This is a genomic window from Xanthomonas sp. NCPPB 1067, from assembly GCF_020783795.1.
Taxonomy (GTDB): Bacteria; Pseudomonadota; Gammaproteobacteria; order Xanthomonadales; family Xanthomonadaceae; genus Xanthomonas; species Xanthomonas melonis.
On sequence record NZ_JAJGQG010000001.1, the window covers coordinates 17378 to 37504 of the forward strand.

The following is a 20127-nucleotide window of genomic DNA, read 5'->3' on the forward strand; positions in this document are numbered from 1 at the left end:
GGCATGCTTCGTTCCGTACGCAACGATGCGGCAAAGGGACGGATAAGGGACACTACCTGCATGTCCAGACCCTCCCTGTTGGCCGCTGCCTGCGGCCTGTGCGTGGCAAGTGTCGCCGCGCCTGCCCTGGCTGCCGATCCGGCCCCGCCCCCGCAGCGGCTGGCCGCCGTCCAGGTGGATGCCGCCCGCGTGCGCGGGGTGGACGATTTCGACCTGCCGGCGTCCTTTACCGTGGTGGCGGCCGACGACGACAACCGCCGCGGCGCGCAGGTGTCCGAGCTGCTGGACGGCATCCCCGGGCTGGTGGCGCGCGATCGCCAGAACTATGCGCAGGACACCCAGCTGTCGATCCGCGGCTTCGGCGCGCGCTCCACCTTCGGCGTGCGTGGAGTGCGGTTGTTGGTGGACGGCATCCCCGCCAGCATGCCGGACGGCCAGGGCCAGTTGTCGCATTTCAATGTGCTGGGTGCGCAGCGGGTGGAAGTGCTGCGTGGGCCGTTCTCGGCGCTGTACGGCAATTCCTCCGGCGGTGTGCTGCAGCTCTGGAGCGCCGATGGCGCTGCAGGAGACCCGTGGCGGCTGCGCGCCACCTACGGCAGCAATGCCACCGTCAACGTGGGCGCGCAGTTGCTCGGCCAGCAGGGCGCGGTGCATTACAACCTGGCCGCCAATCATTTCGAGACCGACGGCTTCCGCGACCACAGCCGCGCACAGCGCGATTCGGTCAACGTCAAGCTGGGCTTCGACCTGGCGCCCGGCAGCCGGCTGGACCTGGTGCTCAACCATCTCGACGCGCCCGACGCGCAGGACCCGCTCGGCCTGACCCGCGCGCAGTTCAATGCCGATCCACGCCAGGCCACGGCGGTGGCCAGCCAGTTCAATACGCGCAAGTCGGTGCGCCAGTCGCAGGCCGGCGCCATCTTCACCCAGCAGTTCGACAGTCAGACGCTGCGGCTGATGGCCTACGGTGGCACCCGCAGCGTGGAGCAGTTCCTGGCGGTGCCGGTGGCCGTGCAGCGCAATCCGCTGCATGCCGGCGGGGTGATCGATCTGGACAGCAACTACGAGGGCGCCGACGCGCGCTGGGCCTGGCAGGGCGAGGCCCTGGGCCGGCCGCTGCAGTTCACCGTGGGTGCGAACGTCGATCGCCAGCGCCAGCACCGCACCGGCTACGAGAACTTCGTGGGCAACACGCTGGGCGTGAGAGGCGCGCTACGCCGCAACCAGCGCGACCGGGTGCAGAACGTGGACCAGTTCGCCCAGGCCTGGTGGCAGTGGAGCGCGCGCTGGTCGGCCCTGCTGGGTGTGCGCCATAGCGAAGTGCGCTTCGCGTCGGACGACCATTACATCGTGGGCCGCAATCCCGACGACAGCGGCCGGCGCGCGTATTCGGCCACTACGCCAGTGGCCGGCATCGTGTTCCGCGCCACCGACGATCTACGCTTTTACGCCTCGGCCGGGCGTGGTTTCGAAACCCCCACCTTCAACGAGTTGGGGTATCGCAACGACGGTGCGGCCGGGCTGGCGCTGGACCTGGGCGCGGCCACCAGCCGTAACTACGAGATCGGCAGCAAGTGGCGCGCGCAAAGCGGCGCGGCGCTGCAGCTGGCACTGTTCCGCGCCGACACCGACGACGAACTGGCGGTGGCCAGCAATACCAACGGGCGCAGCACCTTCCGCAACATCGGCGCCACCCGCCGCCAGGGCGCAGAGCTGAGCTGGCAGCAGCCCATCGGGCAGGGCCAGCAGCTGCAGCTGGCCTATACCTTCGTCGATGCCACGGTGCGCGATGGCTATCTGACCTGCGCCAGCAGCGGCTGCGCCGTGCCTGCCGCGCCGGTGGCCAGTGGCGCGCGTCTGCCCGGCGTGCCGCGGCAGCAGCTGTTCGCACGCTGGCAGTGGCAGCCGGCGCAGTGGCAGTTCGCCGCCGAATCGGTGGCCTCGGCCGCCACCGTGGTCAACGATCTGGCCACCGAACGCGCACCCGGCTATGCGCTGGTGAATCTGGAAGCCTCCAGGCGCTGGACCACCGCGCACGGGGCGCTACGCACGTTTGCGCGCATCGACAACGCGTTGGACCGGCAATACGTGGGCTCGGTGATCGTCAACGACGGCAACGGGCGCTATGACGAGCCGGGCCCGGAGCGCACCTATACGGTCGGCCTGCAATGGGAGTTTGGCGGCTGAGCAGGCCGCAGGCGGTGCGCGACCAACAACGCGCCCGCCAGCCCGAGGGAGCACACCCGGGCGCGACAGCCGTCCCGACAACATGCCCCGCCACGCCGCCGCCACGCCGCCGCCACGGCAGCGTGCAGGTGCATCTCCAATAAAGAACTCCAGATCACGCGATGCTCGTCATCGATCGCGCCTCCGCAGACTGGCTTCTCCTGCGCGAGGGCAACCGCGACTGGCTGGACATCCACTGCGCGATGTCGGTCACCGGCTTCTCGCTCCTGTTGCCTTTGAACGCGACCAAGCTCATCGATGTGTTGGCAGAGGCGCATGACGCGCCGCAGGATCTAAGACGGCGGCTTGAAATCGCGTCGCGCCATGCGAAGAAGGCTGTCGTCTCTCCGCACGTGCGTGATAGCGTTGCTCACTCATTCACTGCATGGAGCGTGACGATGGCAGCCTGGAAGCAAACGTCGACTGTGTCGGCAATGGTGGCCGGCCTGCTGGTCTGCAACGCAGCATGGGCCGATCACGTGGATCTGCGCAGCGTGCGCGACTACCCCGCGGGCGCGCCGGCCATTGCGCAGATCCATGGCTGGCTGCTGCAGCAATCCAGGGCCAGCGATCAGCCCAGGCAGGTGCCGCCACCGGCCACGCCTGCCGGCCTGGGCGCCGTGCGCGTCAGCAGGGTGTCCTTCGACAATCCGCTGGGTACGCGCACGGACGCGGCGTCCGACGCCGTCCCGTTGCCGGCGCGCGGCCGCCCGCGCGATGAGATCGCCATCGATGCCTGCAACGCCGGCCAGCGCTACCGCTGGGTGTACACCTGGCAGCACGCCAAACGTCCCGCCTGGCACCTACGCGCCTACCGCCAGCAGACCGTGGCCGACTGCAAGACCTTCCCGGAGCTGCCGATTGCGTTCGGGACAGACACAGACTCCTGACGATTGCAGGTGATTGGCAAGGTCTCGCGGATGGCCGTGCAGGTGCATGCGCGTCGTGGGACGACGGATGGCCTGCCCTGATCCGCGCGTCGATCATGCACGTTCGCTGGTATCGGCAAGAGACTTGAGCGCCGCTGTCGTGTGCATCTATGCCGACGGCCGCCGTTGATGCATCGCTATCGCTATTGCTGCCGCAGCGCAGAGGCTGCGTGCGCAGCATGGGTGCACCCGACGCGATTTCCGATCCCCATAGCGATGACGCGCTGCAACGCATCTTCCAGCGGACGCGCATCGTGCCGCCTACCTCGCGATGACGCGGCGCAACAGCCTGCGCACTGACATTGCGCTAGCACATTCGGGCGTATACACGTGGCACCGCCATCCCCGCCGGAGACCACGATGAACGCGCAGCCCTCAACCAAGCCGCTCAACACCGATCCGAAGTCAGTCTTCAAGTCGCGCTATGACAACTTCATCGGTGGCAAGTGGGTGGCGCCGAACAGTGGCCAGTACTTTGACAACACCACGCCGATCAGCGGCAAGGTGTTCACTTCGATTGCGCGTTCCAACGCACAGGACATCGAAGCCGCACTGGATGCCGCGCATGCAGCCAAGGACGCGTGGGGCAAGACCTCCACCACCGAGCGTTCCAATGTATTGCTCAGGATCGCCGACCGCATCGAACAGAACACCGAATTGCTCGCGTATGCCGAGACCTGGGACAACGGCAAGCCGGTGCGCGAAACGCTCAATGCCGACGTTCCGCTATGCGTGGATCACTTCCGCTATTTCGCCGGCGCCATCCGCGCGCAGGAAGGCGGCATCTCCGAGATCGACAGCGACACCATCGCCTATCACTTCCATGAGCCGCTGGGTGTGGTGGGGCAGATCATTCCATGGAATTTCCCGCTGTTGATGGCCTGCTGGAAACTGGCGCCGGCGCTGGCCGCCGGCAACTGCGTGGTGATGAAGCCAGCCGAGCAGACGCCGGCATCCATCCTGGTGCTGATGGAGCTGATCGGCGATCTACTGCCGGCCGGCGTGTTGAACGTGGTCAACGGGTTCGGCCTGGAGGCCGGCAAGCCGCTGGCCAGCAATCCGCGTATCGCCAAGATCGCCTTCACCGGCGAAACCACCACCGGCCGGCTGATCATGCAGTACGCCAGCCAGAACCTGATTCCGGTGACGCTGGAACTGGGCGGCAAATCGCCCAACATCTTCTTTGCCGATGTGATGGCCGAAGACGACGACTTTCTCGACAAGGCGGTGGAAGGCTTCGTGCTGTTCGCCTTCAATCAGGGCGAGGTGTGCACCTGTCCCTCGCGCGCGCTGATCCAGGAATCGATCTACGACAGGTTCATGGAAAAGGCGCTCGAGCGCGTGGCCGCGATCAAGCAGGGCAACCCGCTGGATCCCAACACCATGGTTGGCGCGCAGGCATCGAGCGAGCAGCTGGAAAAGATCCTCTCCTACATCGACATCGGCAAGCAGGAAGGTGCGCAAGTGTTGATCGGTGGCGAACGCAACACGCTCGATGGCGAGCTGGCCGAGGGCTTCTACGTCAAGCCCACCGTGTTCAAGGGCCACAACAAGATGCGCGTGTTCCAGGAAGAGATCTTCGGCCCGGTCGTCTCGGTCACCACCTTCAAGGACGAAGCCGAGGCGTTGGCGATTGCCAACGACACCTTGTACGGCCTGGGCGCCGGCGTCTGGAGCCGCGATGCCGCGCGGCTGTACCGCATGGGCCGCGCGATCCAGGCCGGCCGTGTGTGGACCAACTGCTATCACGCCTATCCCGCGCATGCTGCGTTCGGCGGCTACAAGCAATCGGGCATCGGCCGCGAGAACCACAAGATGATGCTCGACCACTACCAGCAGACCAAGAACCTGTTGGTGAGTTATTCGCCGAAGGCCTTGGGCTTCTTCTGACGGCCGGGGCGTGACGCGTGGACGCGCTATCCCGGCGTCCACGCCCGCGCAAGCGAGCGTGGCACACCGGCTCGACACGCGGCGGCATGCGGGGCGGCAGCGGTCCCTGCCGCCCCGCACGGCACGCCCGGTCCGTGGGCCGCTTACATCGCCATGGCGCGATTGGTTTCGCGCGCAGCGGGCTGCTCGACGCCTGCCGGCAGATCCTGCTGTAGCTTTTGCGTGGAGTGCGCCAGGGTCTGTTGCGTTGCCTGCTCGCGATCGACATAGGCACGCCGGTGCGCCGGGTCGTCCAACCCCCCTTCCACCGCGAACAGGCCGTTGCCGGCCTTGTTGGCCACCACGTGGTCGATGCGCGATAGCCCGCTGATGCTGGCATCGTGCACCAGGGTACCCGCCGCCTGCTCCAGTTCCCGGCGATCCTTGAATCCGCCCGCAGCGCCGAGCCGTTCCAGCGCACCGACGGCCTGCTGATACATCGGGTAACGCGGGTGCGCCTGATCCGATAGCAGCGGGCCTGCGGTGTCGCTGCGTTGCTCCGGCACCGCGGCCGACTGCGCGGGCCGGCGCGGCTGGGCGTCTGCCAGCGCCTTGAAGGTCTCGCGGCCGGCGATGCCGTCGTCGCTCAGCTGATGATCGCGCTGGAAGGCCTTGACCGCCTGCTCGGTCCGGTCGCCGAACTTGCCATCGGTGCCCAACGGCTGGCCGCTGGCATCGGTGTAGCCCAGGGCATTCAGCCGCTCCTGCAATGCCTTCACTTCCGGGCCATGCTCCTTGTTGCGCAGCAGGCCGTCGGCCATCGGCGCCGCGCCCGCCGCAGTGGCCCCGACCGGTGCGGCAACCGTGCGGCCGTTGCCGGAGAGATGAGTGACCTGGGCCGGGCCGGTGAGATTGGGTTGCGCCGGCTGCGGGCGCTGCTCGCTGGTGATCGCACCGCTGCCGATATCGCGCACGTAACGCTCGGCCTGCGGCAGGTAGCCGGTATTGATGTCCACATGCACATGCTTGCCGAATGCGCTGGGGTTGCCCTTGTTGAAGCCGCCCTGGATTCCGATCGGCTGCCCGTACTCGATGCGATCGCCGGCCTCGAGTTGGGTATTGCGCAGGTCCAGATGCCGGTACTGGGCGATCATTTCCCGGCTGGGATCGGAGGCCGGCTTGTCGTAGATCTGCACGATGCCGTTGCCCGGATCGATCCCCCCGACGTAGCCGCTGGCGATCGCCGGAACCGGCACCGCACTGGAATCGCCGATCTTCAACACGAAGTCCTTGGAGACGAAATAGTCGCCGTCGGCCGAGACGGTAGCCGTCCCGCGATAGTTGCCGAGCAGTTCCTCGCGATCCCCGTTGACGGTGGCATAGACACGTCCGGATTCGTTGCCGCGGGTCGGATGGTGGCGTTCGAGATCTTCATAGTCGTGGACGTGCTGGACGCCTCCCCCCACGGACTCCAGGATGCTGTACTTGGGCATGCGCAATCTCCTTGTCGATGTCGATGCAGCGAACGATCGCCGCGCCCCGGCGGGCCGGCGATCGGCCAATCACCGCAGATGCTGGGTCAACAGCCAGCACCGTTGCGTGTACTCGAACACATAGGCCTCCGGGGCGCCGAAGGTCCGGATGACCTCGTCGTCGGCAGAGAACTCGGCCCTGACGAAATCCGCGCGCATGCGCTCGCCATCGGGCTTGAGGTCGAGCTTTACCCGCGCAATTTCGCCAGGTTCCTTGCCGGGTTCGTCATACGACCAGCGGTAGTCGATCAGGGTCAGGCGGAACGGTTCGGCTGGCCGGTCCACCCGCCTGGACGGGTCGCGCAGATCGCGCTCTTCGATGGTGGGAGCGCTGTAGGCGGCCCGCACTGCCGGATCGCTCACGATGGTTTCGAAGAAGGCGGCAAACCCGTCTGCATTGCGGGCGCAGGCTTCCAGCGGAAGCGGCGGGCGGTTGGCGGTTGGCGTGGCCGCCACCTGCGCCGGTGCGGCGGCCGCGACAGTGGGCGCGGCAGGCGAGGTGGCCTGTGCGGTGGCAGCAGGCTGCGATGCGTTGCAGCCCTGCATCAGCAGCGCGAGCACGATGGCGGTCAACAGGCGTGGGGTCATGGGATGGCGTCCGTTTCCAGGAGGTCTGCAAGCGTAAAGCACTGGCTTGTCGCCGCCGTGTAAACCGAACGCGACCATGGATCGGTAGCCGCATCGGCTGTGCGGCGTGCAGCGCACCTGGAGCGATGCGTGCGCGAGCCGGCGCGCTGTCGCGGCAGTGTCCTCGCCCTGGCGCGCCGCCACTGCCGACCCCAGGCGTGCGTGCAGGCTGACCCATACCGCGCACGCCTAGACACGCTGCTGCGGCGCACAGGCGTATCGTGCGTGCCGGGCCGCCCCGGGCCCGCCGCAGGAGAACGCGATGCACGACACCGTAGCGCGGAGCGATCCACCAGCGCAGGTGATGGCGACACTGGCGGCCTTGCAGCTGATCGACACCCTGCGCGCGCGACACGGCGATCTGCTGTTCCATCAATCCGGCGGATGCTGCGACGGCTCCTCGCCGATGTGCTTTGCGGTGGGCGATTTCATCGTCGGCGACCGCGATGTCCTGCTGGGCGAAATCGGCGGCGCGCCGTTCTATATCAGCCCATCGCAGTTCGCATACTGGAAGCATACCCAGCTGATCATCGATGTGGTGCCGGGGCGCGGCGGCATGTTCTCGCTGGAAAATGGCGAAGGCGTGCGCTTCCTGGTGCGCTCGCGCTTGTTCAGCGATGCGCAGATGCAGCAACTGGAGGCAGCCGGCCGGGTGTGAACGCAGGGCCGGCGCCGGATCTCAGGCGATGGCGCGCCCGGCGCGGCATTCCGAGACGGCAGGTGGCTACGGCGTGTATGGCACCGGCGTTGCTGTCCGCTCGAAGTGCGCCGCGATGCAAGTGCCGTGATTGGCGCACACACCGCAGCGCGCGGATGCCGCTAGGGCGCGCTGCCTGGCATCTTGCTGCCCGGTGTCTTGGCAGGGGTGGTGTCGTCGGCGGGAATCAGGGTGTCGGGCGCGTCGCCCGCGCCCCGGTCTTCGTAGTGCTCGGCATCGCGCTTGCCGCGTTGTTCGCCCGGCTGTGCGGGCTGGTCGCGAAGAGGGTCGCGGGACATGGCAGAACTCCTGATTGGACAGGCGCCCAGTTCACCGTCGCGCCGGTGAAGGGCACGCAAATCGCGCAATGCATGCGGATTTCTCACGCATGGCTCACGGTTCCGGCGTTACTCCTGTGGCCCCCGATGCATTGCCGTGGAGCAGACCCATGCGCCCCCAGGATCGCCGCCCCGATCGACGCCTGTTCCGTGCCCATGCCGATCCCACGTCATCGCCACCGTTGCCGCGCCGGCGGGCCGCGCACGAGACCGCGGGCATCGCGCAGGATTTCCGCTGTTACAGCCGTGCCGATTATCAGCGCCGCCGTCGCCGCGGCGGGCCGACCTGGCGCGATCTCTGCCCGGCCTACGCGTTCGCGCGCATCACCCACGCCGCCGATTGGCCACGTGGCGCCGATGCGTACTGCGAAAAGGCGTTGGCGGCGCAATGGGAAAGCATGCGCGGCGCCTCCCGGCTCGACTGGGCACATGTGCGCAACATTGTCGAGGACGCCTGGCTGGCGCTGGACCATATTCCCGATGCGGCCATTCATGGGGCGGCGCACTGATGGCGCGGCCGATCTGGACCGGCACGCTGTCCTTTGGCCTGCTGAACGTGCCGGTGTCGCTGATGTCCGGCGAGCGCAAGGTCGACCTGCATTTCCGCATGCTCGACTCACGCGACAAGAAGCCCATCCGCTTCGAACGCGTCAATGCCGAGACCGGCGACGAGGTGCCCTGGAAGGAGATCGTCAAGGCATTCGAATACGACAAGGGCAGCTATGTCATCGTCGAGGAGCAGGACATCCGTTCGGCGGCACCGGAAAGCCATGAGACGGTGGAGGTGGAAACCTTCGTCGATGCCGCCGACATCGACCCACGCTATTTCGAAAAGCCTTACATCCTGGTGCCGGGCAAGAAGGCGGAGAAAGGCTACGTGCTGCTGCGCGAAACCTTGCGCGACACCGCCAAGGTCGGCATCGCCAAGGTGGTCATTCGCACCCGCGAATACCTGGCCGCGGTGATGCCGCAGGGCGATGCCTTGATCCTGCTGCTGCTGCGCTACCAGCAGGAAGTGGTGGACCCGCAGGACTACAAACTGCCGGCCGGCGCGGTGGGCGACTACCGCATCACGCCCAAGGAGCAGGAAATGGCCAGGCAGTTGATCGAGTCGATGTCCGGCACCTGGCAGCCGGAGGACTATCACGACGAATTCCGCGGCAAGCTGGAAAAGATCCTGCGCAAGCGTATCCAGGAAAAAGGCGGCACCACCAGGGTGGACAGCGAGCCGCCGCAACGGGAAGACGCCACCACCAACGTGGTGGATTTCATGTCGCTGCTGCAGAAGAGCCTGCAGGCCAACACGCGCACGCCAGCCAAGAAGGCCGGTGCAGCGCCTTCCGCCCCGGCGGCGAAAAAGGCCGGTACCAAGAAGGCGACGAAGAAGGCCACCCGCAAGACCGCAGGCAAGGCGGCCAAGAAGACGGCGGCAAAATCCGCACCGCGCCGCAAGGCCGGGTAGCCGATGGCCGCGCGCAAGCCAGTCGCCCGGCGCCGCGGGCTCCACCCTGCGGACACGGCAGAACCGCTGCGGCCTGCAGGGCACAAGACCGACGAACAACGCTGGCACGCCCGCGTGCTGGCGCTGGACAACGCCCGCGACCGCGTCTGCCCTGGCGGCTTGCGTGCGCAGCTGACGCTGTTGCGCGACCAGGCGCCGGATGGCGATGCATGGCTGCACGAGATCAAGTGGGACGGATACCGTGTGCTGGCCGATCTGATCGACGGCAAGGTGCAGTTGCGCTCGCGTAACGATCAGGCCTGGACCGACCGGTTCTCCGAGGTGGCCGACGCGGTCCGGGCGTTGCCCGTGCGCGATGTGCGGCTGGATGGCGAGCTAGTGGTGCTGGATGAGCAGGGGCGCAGCGATTTTTCGGCATTGCAGGCGGCGCTCGACGGCAGTGCCCAGCGCACGCTGCGCTACATCGTGTTCGATCTGCTCGGCGTGGCGGGCGTGGATCTGCGCGAGACACCGCTGCTGCAACGCAAGCAGTTGCTGCGCGCGCTACTGGGCGAGGCGCCGGGCATCCTGGCCTATAGCGACCATGTGATCGGGCGCGGCCCGGACGTGTTCGCCGCCAGCGCCGGCAAAGGGTGGGAGGGCATCGTCAGCAAGCGGATCGATGCGCGCCATCAGGGCGGGCGCAGCGCGGACTGGGTCAAGACCAAGCACGCCGACAGCGACGAGTTCGTGGTGGTGGGTTATACCGAACCGAAGGGCGCGCGCAGCGGCTTCGGCGCATTGCTGCTGGCCGACAAGGATGGGCAGTCGCTGCGCTACGTCGGCCGTGTCGGCACCGGCTTCGATGCGGCGTTGCTGGCGCACATCACCGCACAACTGCAGGCCCTGCACAGCGACACCCCCACCGTTTCCCTGCCTGCGCACGTTCACGGGCAACCACGCGATGTACGTTGGGTGCGGCCGGTGTTGATCGCCGAGGTCGCCTTTCGTGGCTGGGCCAGTCAGGGCCTGCTGCGGCAGGCCGCATTCAAGCGCCTGCGCGAGGACAAGCCGATCGACGAGCTGGGAGGCGACCGGGTCGCGCCGGGCAAGCCGCGTGCTGCACGTCGGAGCAGTGTCGTGACCAAGGCCACCGCGCTCGCACGCAAGGCGGCGACGAAGCAGACCTCCAGAACGACAGTGGAAGCATCCACCAGGACCACCAGCCAACGCGTACGGTCGACGGCATCGAAGACGATCGCGACAGCCAAAGCGAAGGCATCCAGGTCCGCCGGGTCCATATCCACATCCACGTCGACCGATGGCGTCACCATCACCCATCCCGAACGTGTGGTGTTTCCCGCCTTGGGCATCAGCAAGGGCGATGTGGCCGGGTACTACCGCGCAGTGGCGCCGCTGGTGCTGGCAGAGATCGCACGGCGGCCGCTGTCGCTGCTGCGCTGCCCCGATGGCGTCGGCGGCGACTGCTTCTTTCAGAAGCATCAGGGCCGCCAGCTGGGTGCGCATATCGAGGCGATTGCGCTCCGGCAGAAAAGCGGCAGGGAGGACTACCTGTACATCGAAGATGTAGCCGGCCTGCTCGAGCTGGTGCAGATGAACACGCTGGAGCTGCATCCATGGGGATCGCGCATCGACGACCCGGAGTACCCGGACCGGCTGGTGTTCGATCTGGATCCCGGCGACGGCGTTGCCTGGAAGGAGGTCGTGGCTGCCGCGCGCGAGATCCGCAGCAAGCTGCGCGCAGCCGGGCTGGAAAGCGCGGTGCGCCTGTCTGGCGGCAAGGGCCTGCACGTGGTGGTGCCGATCGTGCCCACAGCGAGCTGGGAGCAGGCGCGCGATTTTTGCGAAGCCTTTGCGCAGGCGCTTGCCACGCAGGCGCCGGAGCGCTATGTGGCGACCATGAGCAAGGCCAAGCGCGAAGGCGTGATCTTTATCGACTGGCTGCGCAACGGGCGCGGCAATACCAGTGTGTGTTCGTGGTCGCTGCGCGCGCGCGAGAAGGCCACCGTGGCGGTGCCGCTGCGCTGGGAAGAGCTGGGCAAGCTCGCCGGGCCGGATGCATTTTCGATGGACAAGGCCCGGCAGCGTGCCAGGCGCCAGCGCAGTCACCCCTGGGCCAGCGTACTGACGCGCAAGCAGTCTCTGCCCGGCGAGCTGCCAGGCACAGAGCGCGCTGCCGGGAACACGGCATCCTGATGGCACCGCATACCCCGTAGGAGCGTGCCTGCACGCGACGGCCTTCCGGTAAGGTCCGGTCGCACTTCGGCGCGCTGCTACACAGACTGCGGCATCGATCGTGCTATGGGTTGCGTCTGTTTAACGGCTTCCCCAGACAGCAAACTTCGCAGCCGGAATGCGCGATGCTCTGCCGAATCCCGAATCAAAGCGACACCGCCGCCTCGCGCGTCACCCGGCTCAAGGTATCGCCGCTGATCTCGGCGATGGAGCGTGCGCCGGTCAGCGTCATTGCCACGCGCATCTCGCGTTCGATCAGGGTCAGCAGGTTCTCCACACCGGCCTGCCCGCCCGCCGCCAGCGCGTAGACGAAAGCGCGGCCCAGCAACACCGCGTCGGCGCCGAGCGCGAGCATGCGCACCACGTCCAGACCGCTGCGGATGCCCGAGTCGGCCAGGATCTTCAGCTGCCCCTTCACCGCATCGGCAATCGCCGGCAGCGCGCGCGCGCTGGACAGCACGCCGTCCAGCTGGCGCCCACCATGGTTGGAGACCACGATGCCGTCGGCACCGAAGCGCACCGCATCGCGGGCATCGTCCGGGTCCAGGATCCCCTTGATCAGCATCGGTCCGGTCCAGAACTCGCGAATCCACTCCAGATCCTTCCACGAGATCGACGGATCGAAATTGGCCGCCAGCCAGCCGATGTAGTCCTGCAGTCCGGTGGGGCTGCCACGATAGGCCGAGATATTGCCCAGGTCGTGCGGCTTGCCGAGCAGGCCCACATCCCAGGCCCAGCGTGGGTGCGTCACCGCCTGCAGCATGCGCCGCAGCGAGGCGTTCGGCCCGCTCATGCCCGAATGCGCATCGCGGTAGCGCGCGCCCGGCGTGGGCATGTCCACGGTGAACACCAGCGTGGTCACACCCGCCGCCTTGGCGCGCTCCAGCGCATTGCGCATGAAGCCGCGGTCCTTCAACACGTACAGCTGGAACCACATCGGCCGTTCGATCGCCGGCGCCACTTCCTCGATCGGGCAGACCGACACCGTGGACAGGGTGAACGCAATGCCGCGCGCCGCCGCCGCGCGGGCGGCCTGCACTTCGCCGCGGCGTGCGTACATGCCGGTCAGCCCCACCGGTGCCAACGCCACCGGCATCGCCAGGGTTTCGCCGAACAGCTCGGTGCTCAGGCTCAGGTCGGACATGTTGCGCAGCACCCGCTGGCGCAGCGCGATATCGGCCAGGTCCGACACATTGCGCCGCAAGGTGTGCTCGGCGTACGCGCCGCCATCGATGTAATGGAACAGGAAGGGCGGCAAGCGTGCTTGCGCAGCGGCGCGGTAGTCGGAAGCGGCGGAAATGATCATCGAAGACGAGGCGGGAGCGGGGGAGCCGCCGAGTGTAAGGCGATCGGTAGGGCGGGTGGGTCATCCGGCGCTCGGTACCGCGCCGTGCGGTACCGCGACGATCGCTGCGGCGACCTTCTCGCAGTGGCGGCGGGACAGGGCCGCAGCGCAATGCCGGCACGCCCCGCAAGGCGCGCCGGCCCACGTGCGATCGATCACTCCGGCGGCAGCTTGGAGATCGCGATCCCGATGATCAGCGGCTGGTCGGAGGTCGTGGTCCCGGTGAAGCTCTGCCCGGACTCGCTCAGGCTCCAGCCGGCCTTCTCGCTGCCGCCCTCGGCCTCGAAGGTGAACGGCCCGATGCGCAGCCCGGTCGAGGCCTTGAACTTCTCGGAGAACTTGCTGAAGGACGCTTTGCTGGTGGTGATGGTGAAGGTCGGCTTGTAGCCCACGTACATGCCGGTCTTGAGCAGGCCGAAGAAGCCCTTCTCGCCGAACACTGCCTGGGTTCCGTCCTCGCCGAACGCGCTGTAGCCCTTCACGAACGGGCCGTTGCGCTGGCCGAGGTAATTCGCAAGATCAAGCTGGGCCAGTCAGGGCATGCGATCGCGCTGAAGAACGCGACCAGCACCTTGAACGACTGCAAGAAGATCGTGCGCTGAACGGCAGTCCCTGGCGGATGGCGTCCGCCAGGGACGTCTTGTGTTTTCCTGGACAAAAAACAACTGATTGTTTTACAAGGATTTTTGGCACCCTGCAGTAATCTGCCCACAACCGTAAGGTTGCCGTCAGGTCACATCCCGGCCCCTGGACGATGGTCCTTGCGCGGCCGATGGAGCCGCTCGGGGACGCGCGGCGCTCCGGTCCGCTGCGGAGTTCGTCATGCGCCTGATCCGGGTCCTCGTTGTGCTGATCGTCGTGCTGTCCACCAGCGCCTGGGTGGCGCCCACCCAGGCGGAATTGCCGGCCAGCTGGACCCAGGCCGCGCTGCTGACCTAGGGTGAGACGGTCGAGCGCGACCCGGGATCTATGGATGGTCGTGGCGAGCGGCGGTGCAGGGGGGCCTGGCCGGCGCGCGTTTCAGCTGGATCACGCGGTCCGCCCGATGCCGATGCGCCTGTGCCCCCCGGGCGTGACAGACACGGGTCGCGGTGATGACGATGGTCTCGATCCCTGCAGTGGCACGCGGTCAGATGACCTCACTTTCAGTCACCACGCCGACCGGCTCCGGCCAGGTGTTGCTTCCAGCCGAAACCCCGAGCTGGTCGCGGAGTGATGTCCTGCTGAAGTTGCCTGGCAACGACCGACAGAAGCGTTGCCCTGTTGTCGCACTGCCTGTCGCGGAGGCTGCCTGGCGGAGAACCGTCAGGCAGATACCGCGTCGACTTGGAGCGGCTGACAGAACGTCGCGAGCGGTCGTCAGGTGGGTGTGGACGGCGCGCAGGAACCGGAGTGTACGTGTGGTACACGCCGATCCCGAGCACCGGCCGCGCCCGACTGGCGGGGAGCGCAGTCGTTTTGTCAGCCGTTCTTATTTGGGCGAGATTTGCGGATCGTTGCCGACCTGTGGGTCGCAACTGAAGAGCAGCTTGCGCTTTTCGTCCTCGATGATCACGGTAAAGAAGATCAAGGTCGCCTTGTTGTTGCGGTTGACGACCGAGACGCTGCGCCCGTCCTCGGCAATGTGCGGCTTCTTGATCTGGTCATGCGCATCCGAACTGAGCAGGCTGCGGATGCGGAACTGATAGGGAACCTCGTCGTCGAAGCGGTATAGCAGGGTCACGTCCTGCTGTCCCTTGCCCACCAGCAGAAGATCCGGCGAAAAGCTGTAGAAGTACTCGCCTTTCCCGGTATTGCCGCCGAATTCCACGCGCGCCACGGTCAAGGTGACGACCACGGTCGACTTGGCCTTGCCTTTTTCCTTCGTGATCAATTCAGTCATGACTTGTCCTTTTCCTTGAAAAGCGGGGCATAGAGGGAGACGAACTCCGGGTGGCGGTAGCCCGCTTGATACAGCCATCCGAGCTGTTGCGTAACGGCGGTGCGTCGACCCAGGTGCACCTGGGCATGGATCCAGGGGTCGAGCAGGGTCTTGTCGCGGCTGTTGACTGCATCGCTGCCGAGCACTGCCGCCGCGCGCAGCCAGGCGCCACGTGCGCCAGCGTCATCGCCGGTCGCAGCGCGCTGTTCCCCATCCCAGACCAGCGCCTGGGCCAATGCTGCACGCCCGAGCACTTCATCGGGTTTGGCGCGGTGCAAGCCATCCAGCCGCGCAATGATCGAAGCGAAATCCTGCGCGCCCGGCGCGGCGTGTGTTGCGCGCAATCGCTGCTGGCGCAACACGATGATGGCGTCCAGCCATTGCCATTCCGGCAGCGGCTCGGCCTGCTGGAGCAACTCGGCCATCGTCTGGTGGGCCTGCGCCAGATGCTGCGTGGCCTGCTCGGGGTGCCCGTCCAGCGCAGCGACCCAGCCGGCCTGTGCATAAGCGTGCGCCAGATCGCGCTGCCAGGGGAGATTGTCCGGCTGCAGCGCTGCCAATGGCTGCAGCAGGCGCAGGCTGTCCTGCGCATCGGCTTGCGCCTGCTGCAGGCGGCCACGTGCCAGCGCCAGGTTGGAGGCGCGAAGCAACGCGCCGGCCAGGCGGCGCTGCCAGGCATGCGCCTGCGGATCCTTGCCCACCAGCACGCGCAGCAGCGCAATCTGCTCGCGGTAGCCCTGCTCGGCAGGTGCCAGCAATCCCTGGTTCTCCTGTGCCAGGCTCAGTCCCGACAGACTGTCGACCAATTCGTAGCGCAGCGATACGTTATCCGGACTGCGCGCGGTAAGCGCCCGTTTGAGCGCGATGTCACGCGCAAAGAAGCCGATCGCCGTGGAGGTATCGCCCTGGGTCGTGGCAAGCATGCCCATGTTGTTCAGCGCGTAGGACAGTTCCAGCTGCCAATGCGGATCGTCCGGCTTGCTGCGGGCCAGCCACTCGCTGGCAGCCAGGTACCGCTGCCATTGCGCTCGCGCCACTGCGAACCGCTTGGTGCGGTAGGCCATGTTGCCCAGCCAATACGCCGTCTGGCCTGTCTCTGCGTATGCATCCACTGTATCGGGCGCACGCGCACGCGCCTGTTCGGCGACAGCGGCAGCCCGCGTAAATGCCGCATGCGCCTCATCCAGCTTGCCCTGATTCATCAACACTTCGCCGGTGGTCCGCAGGGCGCGTGCGTGGTTGATCAAATCGCCGGTGTGCATGCGCGTGCTGGGCAGATCTTCCAGATACCTCAGCGCACGGCTGCCCACGCTGTCGAGCAGCTTGAGATTGCCCACGGTGCGCAACTGCTCGGCCAGATCGCCCAGCATGTAGCTCACCAGCTGCTGGGCCTGGTCGCGGCGTTCTTCTGCCACCTGCTGTGCCTGCCGTGCGCGCCATCCCAGCAGCAGCGAGGCGCTGGCCAGCATCACCAGCAACGCGGCAGCGGCGGTATACAGACCGCTGCGGCGCTGCCGGGAACGCTCGCAGGCCCGCAGGAACGCCAGCTCGGTGGCCTGCAGATCCTGCGGCATGCGCCGTGCCGCCTCGCGCGCCTCGCTCAGCGGGCGTCCGCTGTTGAGCAGGTGATCGTTGCGCCTGCCCTCGGCTGCCCAGCGTTGCGCGGCCAGTTGCAGCCGCTTGCGTGCCTGCAGCAGGCGGCGGTTCTCATGGATCCACTCGGTGGCGCGCGGCCACTGCCGCAGCAGCGCTTCGTGCGCCACCGCGAACCCGGGCTCGCCGGCCACCAGCTCGCTGACGAACAGGCGCGCCTGTACGAAGGCATCCACCAGCGCGCGCGCGCCGCTTGCATCGGGCAGCGCCGACCACAGCGCACGCCGCGCGGTCACTGCGTCGCTGTCGGGGTGGATCACGCTCAGCAGGGTCAGCACCTGGCCCAACGCCGCCTGTGCATCGGCCGGCAATGCGCCGAAGGTGCGCTCGGCGTGATGCGCCAGTGCGCCTTCCAGCCCGCCCAGCGCGCGGTAGGCCGCAAAGGTGAGCAGGCCGTCGTCGCTGCGTTGCGCATGCAGCGCATGCAACAGGTGCTGCAGCAGCGGCAGGGCGTCGGGCTGGCGCGCGGTGGCATCGCGCAGTACATCGTCCAGGTGGCTGGCGCTGTCGCGGTCCTGCTCGAAGCGTAGCCCGGCCATTGCGGCGGGCACGCGGATGATCTGGGCGATCTCGCCATCGCGCGGCGGCAGCAGGTCCACATGCCCATCGCCGTGCTTGAGCTCGACGATGTCGGGCACCGCATCGATCAGGCGCGGATAGAAGTCGCTGCGTGCCAGCACCAGCACCGCCACGTGCGCGCTGCCGCACAGGGCCCGCAAGGCCGCAGCCAGCGCGGCGCGGTCGGCATCGGTGATGCCGGGCGTGGCCACCATCGCCTCGGCATGGTCGATCACCAGGAGCAGGTGCCGCTGTGCCGGTGCGCCTTCGCGTGCCGGCGCGGCGTGACGCATCGCCTCGGCAATGGCGGCATGCAAGGGAGCGGGATGCTGCAGCCAGTCCGGCAGCCGTGCCATCTGCGCCGGCGAAAACACCGCGCGCTGGCCCGGTTCCCAGTCACCGAGCGCACGCGCCACGGTGGCCAGCACATCGCCGCCGCGGCACTGCGCCAGGTTGCAGGACGCCACCGCCAGCGCTTCCAACCCATCCAGCCCGCCCGGCTGGGTCAGCAGCGGCACCACGCCGGCGCGCAGCAACGAGGTCTTGCCGCAGCCGCTGGCGCCACTGAGCAGCACCAGCCCGCGCCGGCTGTGCAACTGCGCACGCAGCGCCGCCGCGACCTGGGCGATCGCATGGCTGCGTCCGAAGAACACCTGCGCATGCGCCGGGTCGAACGCCTGCAGCCCCACATACGGGCTGCCGTGGCTCCAACTCTGCGTGCCCGGCAGCGCGCCGCGATAGTCCTCGGGAAACACCACCTTCGGCAACAGCCGGTACCCGCGCTTGCGGATGGTTTCGATGAAGCGCGGCTGCCGGCTGTCGTCGCCGAGCTTGCGGCGTAGCTGGGCGATGGTCTTGTGCACCGGATTGTCGCCGTAGAAGCTGCCGTGCCAGACCTCGATCAGCAATTGCTCGGCACTGACCACTTCGCCGGCGCGCTCGGCCAGCGCGATCAGCACCTCCATCATGCGCGGTTCCAGCGCGGTGGTCTGGCCGCCGTCGATCACCACCAGCCGTTCCGGTTCCACCAGCAACGCGCCCAGGCGGAACCGTGGCACCGAGCCAAGTTGCGTGACGCGCTCGCTACGAAGGGACATGCAGTCAAACACCGGTCGTACAGCTGGAAGGGGCCTCGACGATCGCCAACAGGCGCGGCCAGGCACGGCACGGCAGGGCGAAAACGTAGCATAGCCGGCGCTGGCGGACTTCGATTGGGGTCGCTGTTTCCGGCGGCGTGGCTGGGCCATGGTGGTGCGAACGCTGCCGCGGCCGGCGGCCTGTCCCTGCATCCATACAGCAGCGTGTGTTGCGCATCAGGCTGTTTCGCGCGCGCCACACGCACTAAGATGCCGCCAGCATCTTGCCGACCAGGAGTCCACGTTGATCATCCATCCCAAAGTGCGCGGTTTCATCTGCACGACCACGCATCCGCTTGGTTGCGAGCGCAATGTGCTCGAACAGATCGCCGCCACGCGCGCGCGCGGCGTGCGCAACGACGGGCCGAAGAAGGTGCTGGTGATCGGCGCGTCCAGCGGCTACGGCCTGGCCTCGCGCATCACCGCCGCCTTCGGCTTCGGTGCCGACACGCTGGGCGTGTTCTTCGAAAAGCCCGGCACCGCCACCAAGGCCGGTACCGCCGGCTGGTACAACTCCGCCGCGTTCGATAGCCATGCCAAGGCCGCCGGCCTGTACAGCAGGTCGATCAACGGCGATGCGTTCTCCGACGCCGCGCGCGCCAAGGTCATCGAGCTGATCAAGACCGAGATGGGCGGCCAGGTGGATCTGGTGGTGTATTCGCTGGCCTCGCCGGTACGCAAGCTGCCGGGCAGCGGCGAAGTGAAGCGCTCGGCGCTCAAGCCGATCGGCCAGACCTATACCGCCACCGCGATCGACACCAACAAGGACACCATCATCCAGGCCTCGATCGAGCCGGCTACCGAACAGGAGATCGAAGACACGGTCACCGTGATGGGCGGGCAGGACTGGGAACTGTGGATCGATGCGCTCGACGGCGCGGGTGTGCTCGCCGATGGCGCGCGCAGCGTGGCCTTCAGCTACATCGGCACCGAGATCACCTGGCCGATCTACTGGCACGGCGCACTCGGCAAGGCCAAGGTGGATCTGGACCACACCGCGCAGCGCCTGAACGCGCGCCTGGCCAAGCGCGGTGGCAGTGCCAATGTCGCCGTGCTCAAATCGGTGGTGACCCAGGCCAGTGCGGCCATCCCGGTGATGCCGCTGTACATCTCCATGGTCTACAAGATCATGAAGGAAAAGGGCCTGCACGAAGGCACCATCGAGCAGCTGGACCGCCTGTTCCGCGAACGCCTCTACCGCGAAGACGGCCAGCCGGCCGAGGTGGATGACGAAAATCGCCTGCGCCTGGACGACTGGGAACTGCGCGACGACGTGCAGAACGCCTGCAAGGCGTTGTGGCCGCAGGTCACCACCGAAAACCTGTTCCAGCTCACCGACTACGCCGGCTACAAGCACGAGTTCCTCAAGCTGTTCGGCTTCGAACGCGCCGATGTGGATTACGACGCCGATGTGGCAACGGACGTCAGCTTCGATTGCATCGAGTTGGATTGACTGCCGGGATTGGGGATTGGGGATTCGCAGGAGCGAGCGCCTGGCGCTGCGAGTTTCCGCGCTGATGCACTCGAGAACGGCCGGTAGAGATACCGGCCGTTTCCATAAGTGTCGGTGCTCGGTCCTACGGCGAGCTGTGTGACCAT

Annotated in this window: 15 protein-coding genes and 1 other RNA gene; 8 read left to right on the top strand and 8 right to left on the bottom strand. The window is 67.2% G+C overall.

Annotation, left to right across the window (positions count from 1 at the left end; all coding sequences use genetic code 11):
* Positions 1-60 precede the first annotated feature (60 nt).
* The 3 genes from LL962_RS00075 to adh all read left to right on the top strand — a co-directional run bounded on the left by LL962_RS00075 (position 61) and on the right by adh (position 5045).
* Positions 61-2187: a TonB-dependent receptor family protein gene (locus LL962_RS00075; protein ID WP_228315438.1), complete on the top strand. Its 2127-nt coding sequence runs from the start codon at positions 61-63 to the stop codon at positions 2185-2187.
* Between the two features lie 161 nt (positions 2188-2348).
* The gene (locus LL962_RS00080) at positions 2349-3116 is read left to right on the top strand and encodes a hypothetical protein (protein ID WP_228315439.1); all 768 of its coding nucleotides are present in this window, start codon (positions 2349-2351) and stop codon (positions 3114-3116) included.
* A 399-nt stretch (positions 3117-3515) separates the two neighbouring features.
* The gene (adh, locus tag LL962_RS00085) at positions 3516-5045 is read left to right on the top strand and encodes an aldehyde dehydrogenase (RefSeq protein WP_228315440.1); all 1530 of its coding nucleotides are present in this window, start codon (positions 3516-3518) and stop codon (positions 5043-5045) included.
* Between the two features lie 143 nt (positions 5046-5188).
* Here adh and LL962_RS00090 read toward each other — a convergent pair whose 3' ends face one another.
* Together LL962_RS00090 and LL962_RS00095 are read right to left on the bottom strand one after the other, a co-directional pair.
* A complete protein-coding gene (locus LL962_RS00090; protein ID WP_228315441.1) occupies positions 5189-6517 on the bottom strand; it encodes an XVIPCD domain-containing protein in 1329 nt (442 codons plus the stop codon).
* 69 nt (positions 6518-6586) lie between these two features.
* Complete coding sequence (locus LL962_RS00095) at positions 6587-7144, bottom strand: hypothetical protein (RefSeq protein ID WP_228315442.1); 558 nt, start codon at positions 7142-7144, stop codon at positions 6587-6589.
* 301 nt (positions 7145-7445) lie between these two features.
* Between LL962_RS00095 and LL962_RS00100 the strand changes: the two genes are divergently transcribed.
* Positions 7446-7841 (top strand): DUF779 domain-containing protein, encoded by a 396-nt coding sequence (locus LL962_RS00100; protein ID WP_228315443.1) that lies wholly within the window; start codon positions 7446-7448, stop codon positions 7839-7841.
* A gap of 161 nt (positions 7842-8002) precedes the next feature.
* Here LL962_RS00100 and LL962_RS00105 read toward each other — a convergent pair whose 3' ends face one another.
* Entirely contained in the window at positions 8003-8179 is a 177-nt protein-coding gene (locus tag LL962_RS00105; RefSeq protein WP_167395435.1) for a hypothetical protein, read from the bottom strand.
* Between the two features lie 149 nt (positions 8180-8328).
* On the opposite strand from LL962_RS00105, the gene LL962_RS00110 reads away from it, so the two are divergent.
* From LL962_RS00110 to ligD, 3 genes are read left to right on the top strand one after another with little or no spacing between them, the layout of a single operon-like run.
* Entirely contained in the window at positions 8329-8727 is a 399-nt protein-coding gene (locus LL962_RS00110; RefSeq protein ID WP_343237476.1) for a hypothetical protein, read from the top strand.
* Positions 8727-9680 carry a non-homologous end joining protein Ku gene (ku, locus tag LL962_RS00115; RefSeq protein WP_104588683.1) on the top strand — a complete coding sequence of 318 codons (954 nt, stop codon included), beginning with the start codon at positions 8727-8729 and terminating at the stop codon, positions 9678-9680. Before LL962_RS00110 ends, ku begins: the two co-directional genes overlap by 1 nt.
* 3 nt (positions 9681-9683) lie before the next feature.
* Positions 9684-11876, top strand: coding sequence for a DNA ligase D (gene ligD / locus LL962_RS00120; RefSeq protein WP_228315444.1), 2193 nt, complete (start codon positions 9684-9686; stop codon positions 11874-11876).
* Between the two features lie 184 nt (positions 11877-12060).
* Here the strand turns inward: ligD and lldD are convergent, their stop codons facing one another.
* From lldD to LL962_RS00145, 5 genes are all read right to left on the bottom strand, one after another.
* Positions 12061-13221 carry an FMN-dependent L-lactate dehydrogenase LldD gene (lldD, locus tag LL962_RS00125; protein WP_104588681.1) on the bottom strand — a complete coding sequence of 387 codons (1161 nt, stop codon included), beginning with the start codon at positions 13219-13221 and terminating at the stop codon, positions 12061-12063.
* Between the two features lie 194 nt (positions 13222-13415).
* Complete coding sequence (locus LL962_RS00130) at positions 13416-13742, bottom strand: hypothetical protein (protein WP_228315445.1); 327 nt, start codon at positions 13740-13742, stop codon at positions 13416-13418.
* A gap of 851 nt (positions 13743-14593) precedes the next feature.
* Positions 14594-14669: non-coding RNA, sX9 sRNA (locus tag LL962_RS00135), on the bottom strand.
* A gap of 62 nt (positions 14670-14731) precedes the next feature.
* Positions 14732-15142 (bottom strand): hypothetical protein, encoded by a 411-nt coding sequence (locus LL962_RS00140; protein ID WP_104588678.1) that lies wholly within the window; start codon positions 15140-15142, stop codon positions 14732-14734.
* Positions 15139-18489 carry an nSTAND1 domain-containing NTPase gene (locus LL962_RS00145; RefSeq protein ID WP_228315446.1) on the bottom strand — a complete coding sequence of 1117 codons (3351 nt, stop codon included), beginning with the start codon at positions 18487-18489 and terminating at the stop codon, positions 15139-15141. Before LL962_RS00145 ends, LL962_RS00140 begins: the two co-directional genes overlap by 4 nt.
* Positions 18490-18772: 283 nt before the next feature.
* Here LL962_RS00145 and fabV point away from each other — a divergent pair, with 283 nt between their 5' ends.
* Positions 18773-19981, top strand: a complete 1209-nt coding sequence (fabV, locus tag LL962_RS00150) for an enoyl-ACP reductase FabV (protein ID WP_228315447.1) — start codon at positions 18773-18775, stop codon at positions 19979-19981.
* Positions 19982-20127: the final 146 nt, after the last annotated feature.